This is a genomic window from Cobetia sp. BMC6 (assembly GCF_029991385.1).
In the GTDB taxonomy this organism is placed as follows: domain Bacteria; phylum Pseudomonadota; class Gammaproteobacteria; order Pseudomonadales; family Halomonadaceae; genus Cobetia.
In genome coordinates this window covers 222,306-242,874 of record NZ_JAKUMF010000005.1, presented here as the reverse complement: position 1 = coordinate 242,874, position 20,569 = coordinate 222,306, and the positions used below count along the sequence as shown (strand labels likewise).

The following is a 20,569-nucleotide window of genomic DNA, read 5'->3' as shown; positions in this document are numbered from 1 at the left end:
TCCGGCCTTCCTCAATGGCACTGCTGAACATCTTCCTGATGCTCGAGTGACGGTTGACTGGTTCCATATCGTGCAGACGTTCACCAAGGCGTTGGATGAAGTGCGTAAGCGGGAACGTCGAGAAAAAACCCATCCCAAGGCCCTGCGCTGGGCAGTGCTGAAAAGCATGGATAACCACAACCTGACGGAAAAGCAGCTGGTCGCCCTCCGGGAGCTGGTTGCTGACCAAGGGGCTACCGCGAATGCATGGATTATCAAGGAAAAGCTGAGGTGGATTCGTCGCGCACCGACAGCGCGCGGGGCTCGTTGGCGCATCACGAATTACCTCAATGTGATGCGTGAGGCAGTCGCCGGCCACACGCTCCTCAAGCCAATGGCAAAAGCACTCAATACGTTGGAGCGACATGCCGACCAGGTTGTGAGGCGCTGGTGTTCAGGCCTGACGAACGCACGTCTGGAAGGCATGAACGGCCTCTTTCAGGCTGCCAGATCTCGCGCTCGCGGCTACCGAAACGAAAGCAATTTCATTGCGATGATCTACCTGATCGGCAGCCCCGTGGGGCGCATGCTGGATGAAGCCAAATCCACATGAAACGTCGAAGAGCCTTAATTATACTCAATTTAACACATACTGAAGAATATCAATTCGAAGAAGGCCTTGCTTTTCATTAACTATTTTAATTAATAGCCGCGGGGTTACAGAAATAATACAAACCAGTTTCTATTTAGAAACAATTTACAGCTTCACCATAATCGGTTTGATGTATGTGAAAATGCGGGCCGGTGCACCATCACCGTCCTGTATGCTTTCTAACTACTTACGTCGGCCAAACGGCCAGCGTCTCATTTTGTCGATTTGATCGACTGATTTCGTCATGTCCTTATAGCACGCCCGGCCAACCTGTTTTGGAATACCTCCATTCTGTCGGCGATGGCTTCCATCTTCGGGCAGTGTCCAGAGCTGTGCAACCACCACGCCGAAGTCGAATGGCAGACACCGGACGGCGAAGCACGCAGGATGGCGAACTTCGGCTACTTCCACTCCGCCCACGGCATACGGCTCGATCTGCGCAAGGCCAGGCAGGCGCCAGCCAAGCAGGAGTGAGCCGAGCTGGAGTAAACGAGGCGGTAAGCGTTTCCTGAATCGTGCCCACAAAAAAAGCCCTTCCGGCCAATGGCCAGAAGGGCTTTTTGCTTGCTGCGTTCTCGTCTCGATCAATTCAAGAGACCGTCTCGACAGAACGCTGCGTCAGCTCAGCGAGGGGGGATCGTCAGACGATCATTCCCACTCGATGGTGGCCGGCGGCTTGCTGCTGACGTCATAGGTGACGCGCGAGACGTGCTCCAGCTCGTTGATGATGCGGTTGGAGACCTTCTCCAGCAGCTCATACGGCAGGTGCGCCCAGCGGGCCGTCATGAAGTCGACGGTCTCGACGGCACGGATGCCGATGACCCACTCGTAACGGCGGCCATCGCCGACGACGCCGACGGACTTGACCGGCAGGAAGACGGCGAACGCCTGGCTGGTCTTGTGGTACCAGTCGAAGTTGTGCAGTTCTTCGATGAAGATGGCGTCGGCTTCACGCAGGATATCCGCGTATTCCTTCTTCACTTCACCGAGGATACGCACGCCCAGACCCGGCCCCGGGAAGGGGTGACGGTAGACCATGTCGTAGGGCAGGCCGAGTTCGAGGCCGACCTTGCGGACTTCGTCCTTGAACAGTTCGCGCAGCGGCTCGACCAGTTCCATCTTCATGTCGTCCGGCAGGCCGCCGACATTGTGGTGGGACTTGATGACGTGGGACTTGCCGGTCTTGCTGGCGGCGGATTCGATCACGTCCGGGTAGATGGTGCCCTGGGCGAGGAAGTCGACATCCTTGAGCTTGGCGGCTTCGGCATCGAACACTTCGATGAAGGTGTTGCCGATGGCCTTGCGCTTGGCTTCCGGATCGCTGACGCCAGCCAGCTTGCCGAGGAAGAGGTCTTCAGCGTCAACACGGATGACCTTCACGCCCATGTGGCGAGAGAAGGTTTCCATGACCTGGTCGCCTTCATTCTTGCGCAGCAGGCCGTTGTCGACGAAGACGCAGGTCAGCTGGTCGCCGATGGCCTTGTGCAGCAGCGCCGCGACCACGGAGGAGTCGACACCACCGGACAGGCCGAGCAGCACCTTGCGGTCACCGACCTGAGCGCGAACGCGATCCGTGAGGTCTTCGATGATCTTGGCCGGAGTCCACAGACGCTCGGACTGGCAGATCTCGATCACGAAGTGCTCGAGGATGCGCTGGCCCTGCAGGGTGTGGGTGACTTCCGGGTGGAACTGCACGCCATAGAACTGCTTCTCTTCCCACGCCATGGCGGCGATCGGGCAGCTCGGGGTGGAGGCGGTGACGGTGAAGGTCTCCGGGACTTTCGCGACCTTGTCACCGTGACTCATCCAGACGTCGAGCAGCGGGCGGCCTTCGTCGTCCAGGTGGTCCTTGATGTCCTTGAACAGCGCGGACTCACCATCGACACGAATCTGGGCATAGCCAAATTCGCGCACGTTGGAGCCTTCGACCTTGCCGCCGAGCTGCTCGGCCATGGTCTGCATGCCGTAACAGATGCCGAACACCGGCAGACCCATCTCGAACACGCACTCAGGCGCACGCGGCGAGTCCAGCTCGGTGACGGATTCCGGGCCACCGGCCAGGATGATGCCGTTGGGGTTGTACTCGCGGATCTCTTCTTCGGTGATGTCGAAGGCACGCACCTCGGAGAACACGCCCAGCTCACGCACGCGACGCGCGATCAGCTGTGTGTACTGGGAACCGAAATCGAGGATCAGGATCTTGTGGGAATGGATGTCTTGCATCTTCAGTCTCTCATTGGGGAGTCGTGAGACCCGCTTCGGAGCTGCGAGGGAGCGCAGGGCCGAAACAATCTGGCGTCGAGGGTAGCCGATACCGAAAGTTCGTTCGACCCAAGCAAAGCGGGAACCCGTGTTGGGCTCCCGCTTTGCGTCGCGCTTCGCTATGTATCAGTCGCGCCGATAGTTGGGCGCTTCCTTGGTGATCTGCACGTCGTGGACGTGGGATTCGGCGAAGCCGGCACCGGTGATCTGCACGAATTGCGGCACGGTGCGCATCTCTTCGATGGTCTGGCTACCGGTGTAGCCCATGGAGGCACGCAGGCCGCCCATCAGCTGGTGCACGATGGCGCTCATCATGCCCTTGTAGGGCACGCGGCCTTCGATGCCTTCCGGTACCAGCTTCTCGACGCCGGCATTCTTGTCCTGGAAGTAACGGTCGCTGGAACCCTGGGTCTGGGACATGGCGCCCATGGAACCCATGCCGCGATACGCCTTGTAGGTACGACCCTGGAACAGCTCGACTTCGCCCGGGGCTTCTTCCGTCCCGGCGAGCAGACCGCCGATCATGACGATGCTGGCGCCTGCGGCGATGGCCTTGGCGATGTCACCGGAGAAACGGATACCGCCATCGGCGATGACCGGCACGTCGTACTTGGCCATGGCGGCCGCGACGTTGGCGACGGCGCTCATCTGCGGCACACCGACACCGGCGACGATACGCGTGGTGCAGATGGAACCCGGGCCGATGCCGACCTTGACGCCGTCTGCGCCGGCTTCTGCCAGGGCGATGGCGGCTTCAGCGGTCGCGATGTTGCCACCGATGACCTGAATCTTCGGGTGGTGCTCCTTGACCCAGGCGACGCGGTCGATCACGCCCTTGGAGTGACCGTGAGCGGTGTCGACGACGATGACGTCAACGCCGGCTTCGGCCAGTGCAGCGACGCGGTCCGGGGTTTCCGGGCCGGTGCCGACGGCGGCGCCGACCAGCAGGCTGCCGTTGCTGTCCTTCGCCGCGTTCGGGTAGGTCTTGACCTTCTCGATGTCGCGAACGGTGACGAGGCCGCGCAGGCGGAATTCGTCATCGACGATCGGCATCTTCTCGATGCGGCTTTCCTGCAGCTTGGCCTTGATCTGGTCCAGCGGCGTGCCTTCCAGCACGGTGACCAGCTTCTCGCGGCCGGTCATGATGCCGGCGACGGTATCGCTGAAGTCAGGCTGGAAGCGCATGTCGCGACCGGTCACGATGCCGACCAGGTATTCACCCTCGACCACCGGGAAGCCGGAGTAGCCATGCTCCTCGGACATTGCCAGCAGATCCTGGATCTTGGCCTTCGGGCTGACAGTGACCGGGTCACGCACGATGACGCTTTCGTGCTTCTTGACCTTGCGGACTTCCGCGGCCTGCTGGGCGATGCTCATGCTCTTGTGGATGATGCCGACACCACCTTCCTGCGCCATGGCGATGGCCAGGCGAGCTTCGGTGACGGTATCCATCGCAGAGGAGATAAGCGGGATATTGACGCTGATGTCGCGTGTGAGACGTGATCTCAGGCTGACGTCCTTGGGGAGGACCTCGGAGTAGCCGGGGACGAGAAGAACGTCATCAAACGTCAGAGCTTCTTGCGCTATACGTAGCATGTCGAACGCCCAGTAGCAGTTTATGAGGGATGCGCGAAAGCCGCAGTGCAGGGCCCGATGGACAGGCGCCATGACTACGGTTCTAGCGGTTGCTGCGAGGTAATCACCCATGATAACCCATTCGCCCCGCCCGAGACAAACGTCGCAGGCTATCAAACTCGCAACTTCACGTCCCGGCGACACTAACCATCTGGTCAACTAAAGCCACGGATGGCGCGGCCTGCGGGCTGGCGGGCGGTGAGTCACCTTGCCAGAGCCGAGCCTCACTGGGTGCCGCCCAGCGCAGCGCATGGGACGCTTTGGATCGTCTCTCGCTTCTCGCCTGTGGCATCATTGTCTTGTTCTCTTCACCAGCTTCAATAGTCGCCCTGACACGAGCTCCCCGTCAGCTCCAGCACAAGGAATGTCGCGTGTTCGAAACCTCGTCTGCCGCCAACGCCATCAGCGTGACCCAGCTCAACCGCGAGGCCAAGGGCCTGCTGGAGCGAGGCCTGGGGGAGCTCTGGATCGAGGGGGAGATCTCGGGCTTTTCGCAGCCGCGCTCCGGCCACTGCTACTTCACGCTCAAGGATGACAACGCCCAGGTGCGCTGTGCGCTGTTCAAGAGCCGTGCCCAGTTTCTGCGCGAGAAGCCCAAGGACGGTGATCGGGTGCGGGTACGCGCCAAGGTGTCGCTGTTCGAGGCGCGTGGCGACTATCAGCTGATCGTCGAGGCGTTGCAGCAGGCGGGGCTGGGGGAGTGGCTGGCGCGACTGGCACGCCTGAGGGAGCAACTGGCGGCCGAGGGCGTGTTCGCCAATCAGCGCGCCCTGCCCCATCCGCCGCGCCATCTGGGCGTGATCACCTCCGCGACCGGCGCTGCGCTGCAGGATGTGATCGCGGTGACGCGCAAGCGTTGGCCGCAGGCGCATCTGAGCGTGTTGCCAGTCGCCGTGCAGGGGCCGCAGGCGGTGCCGCAACTGATTCGCGCGGTGGCGATGGCCAATCGCGACAGCGACTGTGATGCGCTGCTGATCACGCGTGGCGGCGGCAGCCTGGAAGACCTGTGGGCCTTCAATGACCAGCATCTGGCGCGTGCCATCTTCCACTCGCGCCTGCCTGTCGTCGCCGCCATCGGCCACGAGACCGACACCACCCTGGCGGAACTGGCCGCCGACCTGCGCGCGCCGACGCCCTCCGCTGCAGCCGAGGCGCTGTACCCGGACCAACGCGCCCAGGTGCAGCAACTGACCGGCCTCAAGCAGCGTCTGTGGCGCGCGCAGCGGGCCCGTCTCGATCAGGCGGCGCAGCGTCTGGATCACGCCCGTTCGCGCCTGCGTCATCCGGCCCGTGAGCTGGAAACCCAGCGCCAGCGTGCCCGCGAGCTGGAACGCCGCCTGCACACCGCAGTGCGCATGCGCATGACCAGTGAGCAGCAGAAGGCCGATCAGCTGACCCGCCGCCTACAGCAGGCCAGCCCCGCGCGCGACATCCAGCGCCATCGTCAGCAACTGGCGATGTTGACCCCGCGCCTCAACAACGCTCTGCCACGTCGCCTGGCCGCTGATCGTGAGCGCCTGGAAGGCGCGATGCGCGCGCTGAATGCGGTCAGCCCGCTCAATGTGCTCAACCGTGGCTACGCCATCGTCGAGCGCGTCGGCACCAGCCAGACGCAAGCCCCCGGCGACAGCAAGGTGATTCGCGCCGCCCACCAGACCCAGCCCGGCGAGATGCTCTCGATCCGCCTCGGCGAAGGCCGCCTCGCCGTCGAGGTCAAACGCCGCTACAAGCCGCGCCCCTGAGCCCTATCTTGCCTCGGCATGACGAGACCAAGACGAAAAAAGCCCCGCTACCTGAACCGGTAACGGGGCTTTTTCATGGGCGCTTCACGTCCGACACACCCAGCCGCTTGTGATCTCACGCTTTACGCGCGTGAGCTTGCAAGAAGTGGTGCGCTGGATCGCTTTTGACCTTTCGCCCTTCGCGCGGCTTCGGACGCGCTGGATCGCTTTTGACCCTGATCTTCTGCACGGCGCCGGGCCGCTTTTGACCTCATGCCTTTCGCGTGGCTTCGGACGCGTTGGATCGCTTCTGACCTTACGCCCTTCGCGCAGCTCCGGGCGCGCTAGATCAAAAATCAGGCGGACCCTGCTCGGCACCCGGCTTGAACACGCCCGGCTCCAGATCATGACGTCCCAGCAGCTTGTAGAAGTCGGTGCGGTTACGCCCGGCGATACGCGCCGCCTGGGTCACGTTGCCTTCGGTGATCTTCAGCACCTTGATCAGGTAGCTGCGCTCGAAACCGGCACGTGCCTCGGAGAAGGACGGCAAGGCGTTCTCTTCCGCGGCCAGCGCCTGGGAGACCAGCGCTTCCGGAATCATCGAGGAGCTGGTGAGCGCGACACACTGCTCGACCACGTTGACCAGCTGACGCACGTTGCCCGGCCAGGCACTGGAGGCCAGCAGGTTGAGCGCTTCCGGCGAGAAGCCCTTCACGAACGGCTTGTGGCGCGCGGCGGCCTGACTGATCAGATACTTGGCCAGCAGCGGCACATCCTCGGCACGCTCGCGCAGGGCGGGCAGCTTCAGATTGACCACGTTGAGGCGGTAGTAGAGGTCTTCGCGGAAGTCGCCGTCATGCATCGCCTTGTCGAGATTGCGGTGCGTGGCGGAGATGATGCGCACGTCGATGGGCACCGAGGTGGTGGAGCCCAGCGGGCGGATCTGACGTTCCTGCAGGGCACGCAGCAGCTTGACCTGCAGCGCCAGCGGCATGTCGCCGATCTCGTCGAGGAACAGGGTGCCGCCGTCCGCCGCCTGGAACAGGCCCTGGTGGGCGCTGACCGCGCCGGTGAACGAGCCCTTGGCGTGACCGAACAGCTCGCTTTCCAGCAGCTGCTCCGGCAGCGCGCCACAGTTGATGGCGACGAAGGGACGCGAGGCGCGCGGGCTGGCGTTGTGGATGGCCTTGGCCATCAGCTCCTTGCCCGAACCGGACGGGCCGGTGACCAGCACGCTGACATCGGATGCCGCTACCATGCGCGCCTGCTCGAGAATCTGCTCCATCTGCGGGGAGCGAGTGATGATGCCAGCGCGCCAGGCATCGTCACCCTCCTTTACGGGCGGCGCCTGGGCCAGCGCCTCATCGATGGCGGCGAACAGCTCGTCCTTGTCGACCGGCTTGGTCAGGAAGCTGAACACGCCTTGACGGGTAGCACTGACGGCATCAGGGATGGAGCCGTGTGCGGTCAGCAGGATGACCGGCATGCCCGGCTGACGCTTCTGCAGCTCACCGAACAGGGCCATGCCATCCATTTCATCCATGCGCAGGTCGGACAGGACCAGGTCTGGACGTGCGGCTTCGAGACGGCTGAGCGCCTCGCGGCCACTGCTGGCCGTCGTGACCTTGAAGCCACGGCTTTCGAGACGCATGCCGAGCAGCTTGAGCAGGCTCGCATCATCATCGACGAGCAGAATATGCGCTTGTGCGTATTTCACACTAACTCTCCTTGCGACACCCGAGGGCCTGGGACATCGACGTCGGGGCCGCACAGTCTTGCGTCATGCAATCGCGGGGATTGAGTGACAGGGTCGTGGCCAGAGTCTGCCTCTGATGGCTCAGGGCGTGCTCTGGCGGCGCGAATTGATTGATTCTTCGATGGCCGTCAAGGCTTCCAGCTTCTTGGTCAGCTGGGCGTTCTCGGCGCTGAGCTTGCGACGGGCACCGTCATTCTTGTCACGCTCGGCGATCAGACCGCGACGCTCCTCGAGGCCATTGAGCCACTGACGAAGCAGCGGCTGCAGGCGGCTCGGGGCGGTGGGCAGGTCCGCCTTGTAGAGGTCGGAGGCCAGCTCCCAGTCCGATTCATCGCCCCAGCTGAGCACGATGGCACGCGCGAGGCGACGGTCGTGGCGGTTGCCTTCCAGCTGCAACAGGGTGCTTTCACGCCAGCCGCTGTTGCCACGCTGGGCCTGCAGCGCGAAGGCGACCCATTCATCCAGCAGGCAGTCCTCGCCGGTGAAGTCCGGCAGGTCGCCGGCGCCATAGCAGCTCTCCCGCACACTCGGGCTGACCACTTCCGGCTCGCTGCCCGGCATGGTGATATTGGTCAGGGCGCCACAGGCGCTAAGCGTACTGAGCAACACGCCTGCAGCCAGGCGCATCAGTAGTCGTTGACCCTTCATCACTTCAGTTCCTTGCGTGCTTGATGGCGTTCAATGACGCCATTTCATGTGGTGTGGACTGCTGATCCGCTCCGGCGGCATCCCTGTCTGCCTGCGGTTCATGCTCGCTGCCTTCCCCTGACGTCAGCGAGCGACTCGGTGTCGACAATGTCAGCCGGAAGCAGACATCCGCCTTGGGGTCATCCACCAGCGCCAATTGACCAAATTGGGCGCGGGCGCTGTCAGCGGCGACCGAGAGACCGATGCCCGAGCCCTTGAGCGGGCCCTTGCGCTTCACCGCGCCCTGATAGAAGGGCTTGAACAGGTGGTCACGGTCCTGGGCGGCGATGGGTTCACCGCTGTTGGCGACTTCGATGATCAGCTTGCGACGCTCCTTGCGGGCTCTCAACCACAGGTCACCGCTGTCTTCGCCGTAGGCGATGGCATTGGAGATCAGGTTGTCGAGAATACGCCCGGTACGCGGCCTGTCCGCCTCCCAACTGAGGCTGGCAGGCGGAAGATGCACGCGCATGCCTTTCTTTTCCAGTGCCAGGCGATGTTTTGCCAGCACTTCCTTGAACACTTCATGCACATCGAAGCGGCTCTGTTCGAGGCCCTGATTGTGCTGCAGCAGATTGTAGTCGAGGAGTTGCTCGATCAGCTTCTGCAATTCCTTGCTGGAGTCATCCAGCAGGCCAAGAATCTCGGTCTGGTGCGGACTCAGCGGCCCGGCGACCTCGTCGATCAGCAGGCCGGTGCCTTCACGGATGCTGGCCAGCGGGGTCTTGAGCTCATGCGACATGTGACGCAGGAACTGCTGCTTCTGCTCCTCGAGCTCATCAAGACGCGTCGACAGCCAGTTGAGGCGCTCGCCCAGCTGCACCAGCTCCGCCGGCCCCTTGATGACGATGGGTCGCTCGCTGTCGGTGCCGCTGCCCAGGCCATTGATGCGGCGCTCCAGCTGCCGGATGGGACGGATGATCAGCCAGGTGAAGAACAGCATCAACAGCAGACTGATGGAGACCAGCGCGGCGGTCTGCCACCACAGCTGATTCTTGACCTGGGAGGCGCGGGCGCGGATGCCTTCGATACGCGCATCGACGAGTTCACGCGTGGAGTTGAGCAGGCCGCTGGCCTGGATCGAGAAGGGCCCGAAGTCTTCCAGATGGCGACTGACCTGGTCGACGCTCATCTCGGGCATGCGCTCGAGCTGTGACAGCGTCGCCTTCAACTCGCTGACGCGGGGGTCACCCTCGCCCAACAGGCGCGCCTGCTCATCCAGCAAGGTGCGGAAGCTGTTGGCCTTGTCGGCGTAGATCTTCATCAGATCGGGATTTTCCAGCACGGCGTACTGGCGGGCGCTACGCTCCATCTCGACGGCGAGATTGGTCAGCGTGCGGGCGCGGCGGGTCTGGTCGACGGCCTGGCGGGCACTGACATCCGCCAGTTCCGACAACTCCGACAGCGCCTGCCCTGCTTGAAACATGAGCACGGCAATCGGCAGCATCACCACCAGAAATGCCATCAGAACCAGCTGCGGCAGCGAGCGGGGACGCCAGCGTCGTGACACTGTGGAGGCCATGGAAAGAACTCTATGCAAGAAAGGGGTGGTCATCATCGAATCACGTCTTCCTAGAATACCAGAGTTCACCAGCGTCCATCGCGGTTGCCAGTTCGTTAATAAATATGACTCTTATTCAAATCATTACGCCGCCACGAGACAAACCGCCCCATTGGCAACGTTTCGCATGAAATTGTTGGCCATTCAGCGCTAGACGCACAAAAAAAGAGGGCCGGCATAGCCGGCCCCAAGTACGCAGGGAACTGAAGGGTCAGTCATCACGTGGTGCCTCTGGTACCTGGAGACCAGAGGCACTACGTGATTGGCGGGTCTGACAGGTGGTCTGCCTGTCAGTCCCGGGAGAAAAGAACGTCACCTAGTGGTCGTTCCAGGTCAGTTGACGTTCACGCCGGACAGCGTCCGCGCTCCCTATCGGATGTGAAGCAGGGGGCAACACATCGCAATGTGGATGATCGAGTCGGATGGCTTGCCGACTTGCTCGCCTCGATCGTCAATTCGGGGATGACGGCAGCCAATCTCTCCGGCTACCGCATCGGTTTCGGGCATCCTTGCCCGGGCGTCCTTGCCCTCAAGATACTGTCCATGCCCACCAGGGGCCGTACCTGTCTCATCGCAACCTGAAGTCACACATCGCGTGGAGCAGACGCTTGGCCTGTCAGCGATCACGGAGCGCACAGGGTAGTGAGTACCGTCATCGCTGGAAGGCCAGAGAAAGGGCCGGTGATGCACCTCATATCTCTTGCTCACGGTACCTATTGCCAAAGGCGTGCCATAAACGCGAAAACACATTACAAAACAATGACTTGAAATTACGATAACGACGACAGGCATGCCAATGTTGCCCAGGACGGCACACAGAGTCGTGTTTTACTGGCCGATTCGTCGCGATTTGCCAACACATATACGGGGCATGCTATTTTTCCCTTTTGAATCAATGCCTTGAAACGTCTCCTTTGCAAGACAATCCCGCAAGGGGTGGGGGAAAACTGCGACACCTACGCAAGAACACCCGCTGATCAGCCCTCATCGAGGAAGGTCATCAGCGGGTGTTCTCTGGGCGATTCACACTGGCAGGCAAGCGAGGTGTGACTAGAGCGACTTGAGCAATACCTTGGAGTTGCGCGCCGAGTTGTAGGCCTCGCGACGCATGGGCGGCAGGTCTTGCAGGCCAGCCGACACGAAACCGTGCTCGATGAACCAGTGGACGGTATGGGTCGTCAGCGCATACAGACGCTCGACGCCGGCGCGACGCGCGCGCAGCTCGATCTCGGCCAGCAGCTGCTCGCCGCGCTGTCCGCGGCGATAGTCATCATGCACGGCCACGCAGGCCAGCTCGCCCATGGCGGCGTCACGGCTGAGGTGCAGTGCCGCACACCCGATGACCATGCCATCGCGCTCCAACACCACATAGTCGTCGATCTCATGTTCGAGACGCTCCCGCGAGCGGGCCACCAGGATGCCACGCTGCTCCAGCGGCCCCAGCAGCGCCAGCAGGCCACCGACATCCTCGAGGCGCGCCTTGCGCAGCTGCTCATAGCCCTGACGCGTGATCATGGTGCCGATGCCGTCACGGGTGAACAGCTCGCCCAGCAGGGCATCACGGTCGCGCCAGCTCAACAGGTGAGTGCGCCCGACGCCGCGACGTGCGGCGCCACAGGCAGCGGCCAGATGGCGCGACAGCTCGCTGTCGTCATCGCGGGGCGGCGCCATCAGCGCGGCTTCCTCCGGATTGAGCTGACGCAGCAGCTCACCATCTTCGCCGAACAGGCCCTCCCCTTCGCCAAGCAGGATCAGCTTGTCAGCGGCCAGCGCCACGGCGGCGTGTTCGGCGACCTCAGCGGCGTCCAGATCGAACACCTCGCCGGTGCTGGAATAGCCCAGCGGTGGCAGCACGACGATGGCCTGCTGCGAGAGCAGCCCCTGGATCGCCTCGCTGCGCACCCGGCGCACCTCGCCACCATGCAGGAAGTCGACGCCATGACGCACCCCCAGCGGCTTGGCCATCACCAGATTGCCGGAGACGGCAGAGAGCTCCACGCCATGCAGCGGCGTATTGGGCAGCCCCTGGGACAGACTGGCCTCAAGACGCAGACGCAGCGTGGCGACCTGCTGCTCCAGATGGCCGAGAATCTCGCGCGTCACCACCCAGCGGCCCTGATGGCGGTCCGCCTCGATACCGGCAGCCTGCAACGCCTCGGCCACCTGCGGGCGCACCCCGAACACCACCACCAGCTTCACGCCGAGGGTATGCAGCAACGCCAGATCCTGTATCAACTGCGTTCGTCGTGACGAGGACAGGGCATCGCCCTCGATCAGAATGACGAAGGTACGGCCGCGATGGGCATTGATATAGGGAGAGGAGTTGCGAAACCAGTCCGCGAAGGGGAAACGCGTGTTCAAGAGCCAGCTCCGGGCAGGAGAGAGGGAAAATGGCATGTCAGGCATGCCCATGAATCATCATATCAGCGCCGCAGCCTGCACGGCGAGCGGTGCCCCCTGACATCCATGTGTCAGACACGAGAAAGGCGACCCGAAGGTCGCCTTTCTCGTTTTTCCAATTCAGCTCTGGATCATGCGTCGGCTTAGCCGAACATGCCCTTGAACATGAAGAAGAACAGGATCGACAGGATCGCGCCGGCCGGCAGAGTGATCAGCCAGGACATCACGATGGTGCCGATCACGCGCAGGTTGAGCGCTGCCATGCCGCGCGCCAGACCCACCCCCAGCACCGCACCGACCAGGGTGTGGGTGGTGGAGATCGGCAGGCCGGTACCGGAGGCCAGCACGACGGTCGAGGCGGCGGCCAGCGTGGCCGCGAAGCCGCGTGACGGCGTCAGCTCGGTAATGCCGGTGCCGACGGTTGCGATGACGCGACGACCATAGGTGACCAGGCCGACGACGATACCGCCGCCACCCAGCACGAGGACCCACCACGGCATGCTCGCCTTGGCGCCGATCTGACCGGCAGAGTCGACGACGCTGATGATGGCCGCCAGCGGACCGACCGCATTGGCCACGTCGTTGGAGCCGTGGGCGAAGGCCATCGCACAGGCGGTGAACATCATCAGCAGGCCGAATACCTTCTCGACGCCGCTGAAGTCGAAGTCGTCACCGGTGGCGCGATTCTTCTCCTTGAGGCGTGAACGCGCGACCTTGCGCTCCATCAGCACGCCGATACCCATCACGATGGCGCCGATGACGACGGCCAGCAGCAGGCTGGATTCGAAGCTCAGGTGCAGGCCGACATGCTTGAGGCCCTTGACCATGGTCACCATCGAGATGATGAAGCCGACCAGGAACATGTACATCGGCACGTAGCGCTTGGCGGCCGCGAACGGGTCTTCGTTGTCGAAGATCAGCGTCTGCACGGACTTGAACAGCACGAAGGCGATGGAGCCCGCCAGCAGCGGCGAGACCAGCCAGGAGGCCGCGATCTGACCGACCTTGGTCCATTCGACGGCATCCACACCCAGACCCGCAGCGGAGAAGCCGACGATGGCGCCGACGATGGAGTGGGTGGTCGAGACCGGCCAGCCCTTCATGGAAGCGATCAGCAGCCAGATACCGGCGGCCAGCAGCGAGGCCAGCATGCCGTAGACCAGGAACTGCGGATTCTCGATCAGCAGTGACGGGTCGATGATGCCTTTGCGGATGGTGTCAGTCACCTCACCACCGGCAAGCCAGGCACCGAGGAACTCGAAGATCACGGCGATGATGATCGCCTGCTTGATGGTGATCGCCTTGGAACCTACCGAGGTTCCCATGGCATTGGCGACGTCATTCGCACCCACACCCCATGCCATGAAGAAACCGAACAGACAGGCAAGAATGACGAGCACATCGCCGTATTGAGCAATGATGGACATAGAAGACTCTTGGACAGATGGCAGGACGTCCTGATGGCGCTCAGCGCGCCATCAGGATCTGCAGTCGGGTACCGACCTTTTCCGCTTGGTCAGCCACATCGCCGACCCAATCGATGATCTTGTAGAGGAAGATCACATCGACGGGCGGGAGACTGGCTTCCAGCGAGAACAGGGTCTGGCGGATGGCGATCTGCTGTTCGTCGGACTGTTTCTCGAGCTCATGCAGCTCGTTGATCAGCTTGTCGACCAGCTCGCTCATGTTGCGCCCGAAACCGGACTCGACGAGGTCTTCCAGTTCACCCAACGCACGACGCGCCTGGCAGACCGATTCGACCGCAGTCTTGAGATACTCACGCATGGCGGGCACCAGTGCGGTGGGTATCTGCATATGACGACCCAGCATGATCCCGGCGATGTCCTTGGTGACATTCGCGATGGAATCCTGGACATGGATCAGCTCGAGAAGGTCGGAGCGCGAGACCGGCAGGAACAGCGAGTTGGGCAGGTTGAGACGCAGCTGCGTCTTCAACTCGTCCGCTTCACGCTCCAGACCACTGATGGTCTTGCGGATGCTGGCTGCCTGCTCCCAATCACCCTGCTCGCAGGCGTCGAAGAAGGTCAGCAAGTGCTGGGCGCACTCGTCGGTCTTGATGATGTGGGTGTGCAGCGCCTTGAAAGGCGAGCGCCCGAACATCGAAGAGAAAGGGTTGGTCGTTACCATAGTGGCCGTCGGCGTTAAGGATTGACGCGCGGAGTGTAGCAAAGCCTTTGTGACGATCACATAACTTTCATCGTAACGTCATGATACCGCCATGCTGTTGTCATTTACGCAACAACAGCGGCAGTACGGGGGAACACGAAGGATTCCAGAAGAGAGATTGTCATGTAGCGGCAGGACCCGTGGTCGCTGGCTTTATCCACTGTTCGTAATATAACCAAGGACGTGACGACAGGCAATTGCTGTCACTTCAATGTCATCATGCTGTCATATAAGTGTGATTCTGCCGACAGGCCGATATCCGGCATGCCCTTCCGCCCTCCCCGTGCTTGCCTTGCCGCGGGCCAGGCGCGAGCATGAGACACACGAGCCTTCACCACCATGCACCACGCTTGCCGGAGGCTCTGCGGTCCTGGCGCCGCTGTCATCCTCATCCGTCAGCATCTGTCTTCTTTCATCCGTACAGGGAGTGCCCATCATGGCGCAAGAAATCGAACTCAAACTGGCACTGTCTCAACCCGTCATTGATCGCGATGCCATCCTGGAGACACTGGCGAGCATTGCAGAACTGGCAACGGTCATCCCCAGGCGGCGCTGGCTGGCCAACACCTACTTCGACACCCCCGAGCATGCGCTGGAGCGCGCGCGCATGGCGCTGCGTCTGCGCCAGAGCGGTGAGGATGCCGACAGCACGGGCGCCCTGCGCCAGACGCTCAAGACCAGCGGCGAGAGCCATGGCGGACTGCATTCTCGCGGCGAATGGGAGTGGGAGCTGCCCGAGGGCCAGACCGGCCTCGACCTCGACGGCCTGCGTGACCTGCCGCCCTTGCAGGCGCTGGAAGACGGCGCCCGCGAGCAGCTGCTGAGTGCACTCGCGCCCAGCTTCAGCACCGATTTCGAGCGTCATGCCTGGCAGATCGACGTCAAGGCGACACGCAGCGACGCGAATGTGAGCGACGAGCAGGTCACCGTCGGCGTCGAGATGGCGCTGGACCTGGGCGCGGTGAAGGCCAGTGGTCGCGAAGTGGCCATCCAGGAGATCGAGCTCGAGCTGACCGGCGGCGAAGAACTCGCCCCCGAGGTGAGAGAAGGCGTGCTCTGGCAGCTGGCGGATTCACTGGCCAGCCGCCTGGCACTGCGCCCGGCGGATGCCAGCAAGGCCAAGCGCGGCGCGGCGCTGCGGGATGGCGAATGGCATGAGAAGACGTTGGATACCGCTGACCCCGGCGCGCTGCTGTCCGCCGCCATCGATGCACTCGATGCCCACGCCGACCGTCAGGCGAAAGACGACCTCAGGTGGCACGCGCATGCGTTGGCCGCCCTGTCGGCCCTTGCATCACGGCTGGCCGCCAGCCAGCATCCCGGCCATATCCATGCGGTGGCGCTGGTCGAGGCGCTGGAAAGCAGCGACGGCGACGCCTCACAGGACTGGGCGACTCGCGACTTCGGCCAACACAGCCTGTCACTGCTCGCGACGCTGCGCGGCTGACTCTCGGCACGACACTGACTGCCCAGCCGCCAGGCGCTAGACCACTGGCTGATGGACAACGGCCGGGCAGTCACTGAAGGTCACACACTGAGACATCCCCGATACGCCCTGACATTCATCCGGCGTCGTCACGCCCGTCAAGGAAGCCTGCATGCCTGAACGCCAGGGCCCTGCCAATGAATATGGCAGCACGCCGCAAAGCCCCCCAGCGACACCCTCGCACCCCAGCGACTACGAGCCCGCGACGGGCCGCCTGCGCGCGCGGCTGTTCCATTGGATCTTCGAATCCGACACCAAGGCGGCCAAGGCCTTCGATATCGGCCTGATCCTGATGATCTTCGCCAGTGTCGCCGTGGTGATGCTCGACAGCGTGCCCTCGCTGAATGCGCAATACGGCGAGCTGTTCCGCATCATGGAGTGGGGCTTCACGATCATCTTCACGCTGGAATACGCCGTCCGCCTCTACTGCCTGAAGCATCCCGGCACCTGGGCCAAGGGCTTCTACGGCGTGCTCGACCTGCTGTCGATCGCGCCCACCTGGCTGTCGCTGCTGATTCCGGGCGCCCAGGCCCTGCTGGTGGTACGCGTGCTGCGTGTGCTGCGCCTGTTCCGCGTGTTGCGCCTGATGGCCTTCGTCGGCGAGGGCCGCATGCTGGTCGAGGCCATGACGCGCAGCCGGCGCAAGATCCTGCTGTTCTTCATCACCGTGCTCAGCATCGTCACGGTGTTCGGCGCTCTGATCTATCTGATCGAGCCGCCCGAGGCCGGCTTCACCTCCATCCCCAAGGCGCTCTACTGGGGCGTGGTGACGCTGACGACGGTGGGCTATGGCGACATCGCGCCCATCACGCCGCTGGGGCAGTTCATCTCGGCGCTGATGATGATTCTCGGCTACTCGATTCTCGCCGTGCCCACCGGGGTGTTCTCGGCCGAGGTTCTCAACGGCCTGCGCATGCAGCAGACCAGCGACGAAGCCTGCCCGGGCTGTGGTCGTGAGGGCCATGATCGCAACGCCAAGTACTGCAAGTTCTGCGGCACCTGGCTGGACGAGGACACCCGCGACCCGCGCGAGCCAGAACCGGAGCCTGAGCCTGAGCCTGAGACAGAACCGGAGCCCGAATCTGCGCCTGACGCAGAAACCCCATCGGACGATCAGCCAGAACCTCCCGATAGCGGGCCTCCCGATAGCGGGCCTCCCGACCACGACCGCAGCTGACGAAGCCGAGAATCACTCAGCACACGACAACGCCTCGGAAATGACAACGCCTCGGAAATGACAACGCCCCCGCGACCGCAAGGTCCGGGGGCGTCTTCGTATGGCAAGGCGATGTCAGCGCCGTGAAGCGCTACGCTGTCGCGATCACTCCGTGAAGCTCGAGATATCGCCGCGCCCTTCGCGCACGATCACCGGCGGCAGCTCGCGCAGGTCCACCACACTGGTGGTCTCGAAGCTGCAGGCGCCACCGTCGATGACCAGATCCAGCGCGTGTCCGAAGCGCTCGCGAATCTCTTCGGCGTCCGTCATCGGCAACTCCTCGCCCGGCGGGATCAGCGTCACGCTCATCAGCGGTTCGCGATGGGTTTCCAGCAGGGCGTGGGTGATGGCGTGGTCCGGCACGCGCACGCCGATGGAGCGACGCTTGGGATGCAGCAGCAGGCGCGGCACTTCGGAAGTCGCCTGCAGGATGAAGGTATAGGCGCCCGGCGTGTGACTCTTGAGCAGGCGGAAGATGGCGTTGTCGACCTTGGCGTAGGTGCCGATTTCCGACAGGTCAGAACACACCAGGGTGAAGTTGTGCTTGTCGTCCAGCTGACGCAGGCGCTTGATGCGCTCGATGGCCTTCTTCTCGCCCAGATGACAGCCCAGCGCGTAGCCGGAGTCGGTCGGATAGGCAATCACGCCACCCTGCTGGATGATGGCGACGGCCTGATCGATGAGGCGTTTCTGGGGATTTTCGGGATGAATCTGGAAGAACTGTCCCATGCGGTGCTCCTTGCGTCTGGGCGCCAGCCCGGCAGGCGGACTGGCGTCACGGTGATCTCTTGATATCACATGGAGGCAGCGTCGGCCGCAAAAAAGGGCGCGATGCGCGGATGACACCACACGGGCGGCACCTTGGTGCGGGGCGGCGGACTCATGCTGCCGGGCGCCAGCGGGCCGCCGGGGAAGTGGAAGTCACTGCCGACGGAGGCGTAGAGACCCAGCTCATCGAGCTGACGCGCCAGGTCACGCGCGCGATCGATATTCTGGAAGCCGCTGACCAGCTCCGCGCCTTCACCGCCGGCGGCAATGAAGTCACGCAGCAGCTCGCCACGCTTGGTGCGCGTCAGCTTGTAGCGCATCGGGTGCGCCATCACGGCGATGCCACCATCGGCACGCACCCAGCCCACCGCCTCTTCCATCTCCGGCCAGTGCGCCTTGACGTCACCTTTCTGGCCTGCGCCCAGGTGCCGCTTGAAGGCGTCCTGCAGGTTGCGTGCAATCCCGGCCTCGACCAGCGCGCGGGCGAAATCCGGGCGTGACAGCGGGCGGTCGCCTGAGCCACTCAGCGTGGCCTGTTCCCGGGCGCGCTCGAAGGCATTCTCGAGCCCGAGCTTTTCCATGCGCGTGGCGATCTCGTGGCTGCGTCGCTCACGCGCCTCGTGCTGCTGCTTGAGGCCGGCACTCAGTGCATCGCCGGCGCCCTCGGGCATCAACGCCACGATGTGGATGGTCTGGTTGCGCCAGCGGACCGACAGCTCACAGCCGGGCAGCAACGAGATTCCCTCGGCGCGGGCGGCCTGCTGGGCCTCGAAGATGCCTTCCATGCTGTCGTGATCGGTCAGTGACATGCGTGACAGACCGCGCCGCGCGGCCAGTGCCACCAGCTCTGTCGGTGCCATGCCGCCATCGGAGGCGGTGGAGTGCATGTGCAGGTCGATGTCCGGCACCTCGATATCGGAATCGAAGCGCTCCGGCAGCGGGCGAAACTCGATCGGCTTGCGGGATGCGGAAATCGGCGAAGAGTCGGACAGAACGTCGGACACGGGGAACCTCTCGGGATGAACGTCTGTGCCACGCGATGCCTGAGATGCAGGCGATCCAGCGGGCCAGACGTCGGGCAGTATTGGCTGCGATGCGAGCCCGGACACACAGGGGCTTTGTCAGCAGGCAGCAATGGCGGCAGAATGAGCACATGCAGGCAGGGGTGCGCCGCTGGTGTCAGACAGGATACCACTCGCACAGGCCCTTGCCTTCCCGACGGCTGCGTCGTCGTGTTCAGGAGTGCGCATTACCCATGAAGATGTTGCTCGACTTTCTGCCGATCGTGATCTTCTTCGCCGTCTACAAGATGACTGGCGACATGATCATGGCTACCGCCGTGTTGATTCCCGCGACCCTCGCGCAGGTGCTGTACATCTATTGGCGCCACAAGCGCGTCGAGAAGATGCAGCTGGTCACCCTGGCGCTGGTCGTCGTTCTGGGTGGCGCGACCGTGCTGTTCGGCAACAGCTCCTTCATCCAGTGGAAGCCCACCGTGGTCAACTGGCTGTTCGCCGTCGCCTTCCTGCTGTCGCCGCTGTTCGGTGGCAAGCCGCTGGTGGAGCGCATGATGGAAAAGGCGATTCAGCTGCCGCGCCCCATCTGGCACCGCCTCAATCTAGCCTGGGTGGTATTCTTCCTCGCCATGGGCGGCCTCAACATCTACGTCTTCAGTCACTATTCGGAAGACATCTGGGTCGACTTCAAGCTGTTCGGCATGCTCGGTCTGACACTGCTGTTCGTCATCGTTCAGGGCGTCTACCTGTCCCGTCACATGGTGCAGGCCCCTCAGGAAGAGAACGCTTCCTCGACCAATTCTCAAAAGGATGATTCGTGATGCTCTACTCCATTGTCTGTCAGGACGTCGAAGGTAGCCTCGAAGCACGCATGGCGGCGCGTCCGCCGCATCTGGCACGTCTGGAGGCGCTGCACGCCGCCGGTCGTCTGGTCATCGCCGGCCCCAACCCGGCCATCGACAGCGAAGCTCCGGGCGAAGCCGGCTTCAGCGGCAGCGTCATCATCGCCGAGTTCGATTCCCTCGAAGACGCCCAGAAGTGGGCCGATGCCGATCCCTTCGTCATCGCCGGTGTCTATGAAAGCGCCGAAGTGAAGCCCTTCAAGCAGACCCTGCCCTAGCCCGGCACCCGACCGGTCATCTGACCGGCGGTTTCTCACAGACGACGGACAGCCTGGCTGTCCGTCGTCTGCGTTGCAGGCCTTGCTCTGCCGCTGTCTCGCTGTGCTGCTCTCCCGCTCGAC

Annotated in this window: 17 protein-coding genes; 7 read left to right on the top strand and 10 right to left on the bottom strand. The window is 63.0% G+C overall.

The window, feature by feature from the left end; translation table 11 throughout:
- Both MKZ40_RS11975 and MKZ40_RS11970 read left to right on the top strand, forming a co-directional pair.
- A partial coding sequence (locus tag MKZ40_RS11975) for a transposase (RefSeq protein ID WP_282627897.1) occupies window positions 1-592 on the top strand: 592 nt, incomplete at its 5' end.
- Between the two features lie 339 nt (window positions 593-931).
- Window positions 932-1,105 (top strand): hypothetical protein, encoded by a 174-nt coding sequence (locus MKZ40_RS11970; protein WP_175089917.1) that lies wholly within the window; start codon window positions 932-934, stop codon window positions 1,103-1,105.
- Between the two features lie 174 nt (window positions 1,106-1,279).
- Here the strand turns inward: MKZ40_RS11970 and guaA are convergent, their stop codons facing one another.
- Together guaA and guaB are read right to left on the bottom strand one after the other, a co-directional pair.
- Window positions 1,280-2,854 carry a glutamine-hydrolyzing GMP synthase gene (gene guaA / locus MKZ40_RS11965; RefSeq protein WP_175089919.1) on the bottom strand — a complete coding sequence of 525 codons (1,575 nt, stop codon included), beginning with the start codon at window positions 2,852-2,854 and terminating at the stop codon, window positions 1,280-1,282.
- A gap of 165 nt (window positions 2,855-3,019) precedes the next feature.
- On the bottom strand, window positions 3,020-4,489 hold the full coding sequence (gene guaB / locus MKZ40_RS11960) for an IMP dehydrogenase (RefSeq protein ID WP_131431234.1): 1,470 nt from the start codon (window positions 4,487-4,489) through the stop codon (window positions 3,020-3,022).
- Window positions 4,490-4,899: 410 nt separating this feature from the next.
- Between guaB and xseA the strand changes: the two genes are divergently transcribed.
- Window positions 4,900-6,270, top strand: coding sequence for an exodeoxyribonuclease VII large subunit (gene xseA, locus MKZ40_RS11955; RefSeq protein ID WP_175089921.1), 1,371 nt, complete (start codon window positions 4,900-4,902; stop codon window positions 6,268-6,270).
- A 328-nt stretch (window positions 6,271-6,598) separates the two neighbouring features.
- Here xseA and glrR read toward each other — a convergent pair whose 3' ends face one another.
- From glrR to MKZ40_RS11925, 6 genes are all read right to left on the bottom strand, one after another.
- Window positions 6,599-7,966: a two-component system response regulator GlrR gene (glrR, locus tag MKZ40_RS11950; protein WP_054555312.1), complete on the bottom strand. Its 1,368-nt coding sequence runs from the start codon at window positions 7,964-7,966 to the stop codon at window positions 6,599-6,601.
- Window positions 7,967-8,086: 120 nt separating this feature from the next.
- A complete protein-coding gene (locus tag MKZ40_RS11945; RefSeq protein WP_052384557.1) occupies window positions 8,087-8,653 on the bottom strand; it encodes a hypothetical protein in 567 nt (188 codons plus the stop codon).
- Between the two features lie 4 nt (window positions 8,654-8,657).
- The gene (locus tag MKZ40_RS11940; protein WP_175089923.1) at window positions 8,658-10,214 is read right to left on the bottom strand and encodes a HAMP domain-containing sensor histidine kinase; all 1,557 of its coding nucleotides are present in this window, start codon (window positions 10,212-10,214) and stop codon (window positions 8,658-8,660) included.
- Window positions 10,215-11,303: 1,089 nt separating this feature from the next.
- On the bottom strand, window positions 11,304-12,614 hold the full coding sequence (gene argA, locus MKZ40_RS11935; RefSeq protein ID WP_043333715.1) for an amino-acid N-acetyltransferase: 1,311 nt from the start codon (window positions 12,612-12,614) through the stop codon (window positions 11,304-11,306).
- Window positions 12,615-12,796: 182 nt separating this feature from the next.
- The gene (locus tag MKZ40_RS11930; protein ID WP_043333714.1) at window positions 12,797-14,080 is read right to left on the bottom strand and encodes an inorganic phosphate transporter; all 1,284 of its coding nucleotides are present in this window, start codon (window positions 14,078-14,080) and stop codon (window positions 12,797-12,799) included.
- Window positions 14,081-14,120: 40 nt separating this feature from the next.
- On the bottom strand, window positions 14,121-14,801 hold the full coding sequence (locus tag MKZ40_RS11925) for a TIGR00153 family protein (protein ID WP_043333713.1): 681 nt from the start codon (window positions 14,799-14,801) through the stop codon (window positions 14,121-14,123).
- A gap of 475 nt (window positions 14,802-15,276) precedes the next feature.
- On the opposite strand from MKZ40_RS11925, the gene MKZ40_RS11920 reads away from it, so the two are divergent.
- Both MKZ40_RS11920 and MKZ40_RS11915 read left to right on the top strand, forming a co-directional pair.
- Window positions 15,277-16,287: a CYTH domain-containing protein gene (locus MKZ40_RS11920; RefSeq protein WP_175089925.1), complete on the top strand. Its 1,011-nt coding sequence runs from the start codon at window positions 15,277-15,279 to the stop codon at window positions 16,285-16,287.
- A gap of 151 nt (window positions 16,288-16,438) precedes the next feature.
- The gene (locus MKZ40_RS11915) at window positions 16,439-17,503 is read left to right on the top strand and encodes an ion transporter (RefSeq protein ID WP_175089928.1); all 1,065 of its coding nucleotides are present in this window, start codon (window positions 16,439-16,441) and stop codon (window positions 17,501-17,503) included.
- Window positions 17,504-17,647: 144 nt separating this feature from the next.
- On the opposite strand, the gene MKZ40_RS11910 is transcribed toward MKZ40_RS11915, so the two are convergent.
- Window positions 17,648-18,271: an L-threonylcarbamoyladenylate synthase gene (locus MKZ40_RS11910; RefSeq protein WP_054555307.1), complete on the bottom strand. Its 624-nt coding sequence runs from the start codon at window positions 18,269-18,271 to the stop codon at window positions 17,648-17,650.
- A gap of 65 nt (window positions 18,272-18,336) precedes the next feature.
- Complete coding sequence (locus MKZ40_RS11905; protein ID WP_131432877.1) at window positions 18,337-19,197, bottom strand: PHP domain-containing protein; 861 nt, start codon at window positions 19,195-19,197, stop codon at window positions 18,337-18,339.
- A gap of 368 nt (window positions 19,198-19,565) precedes the next feature.
- On the opposite strand from MKZ40_RS11905, the gene MKZ40_RS11900 reads away from it, so the two are divergent.
- Both MKZ40_RS11900 and MKZ40_RS11895 read left to right on the top strand, forming a co-directional pair.
- Window positions 19,566-20,147 carry a septation protein A gene (locus MKZ40_RS11900; protein WP_043333711.1) on the top strand — a complete coding sequence of 194 codons (582 nt, stop codon included), beginning with the start codon at window positions 19,566-19,568 and terminating at the stop codon, window positions 20,145-20,147.
- Window positions 20,147-20,446, top strand: coding sequence for a YciI family protein (locus MKZ40_RS11895; RefSeq protein ID WP_043333710.1), 300 nt, complete (start codon window positions 20,147-20,149; stop codon window positions 20,444-20,446). The genes MKZ40_RS11900 and MKZ40_RS11895 overlap by 1 nt, the downstream gene beginning before the upstream one ends.
- The last annotated feature ends 123 nt before the right edge of the window (window positions 20,447-20,569 follow it).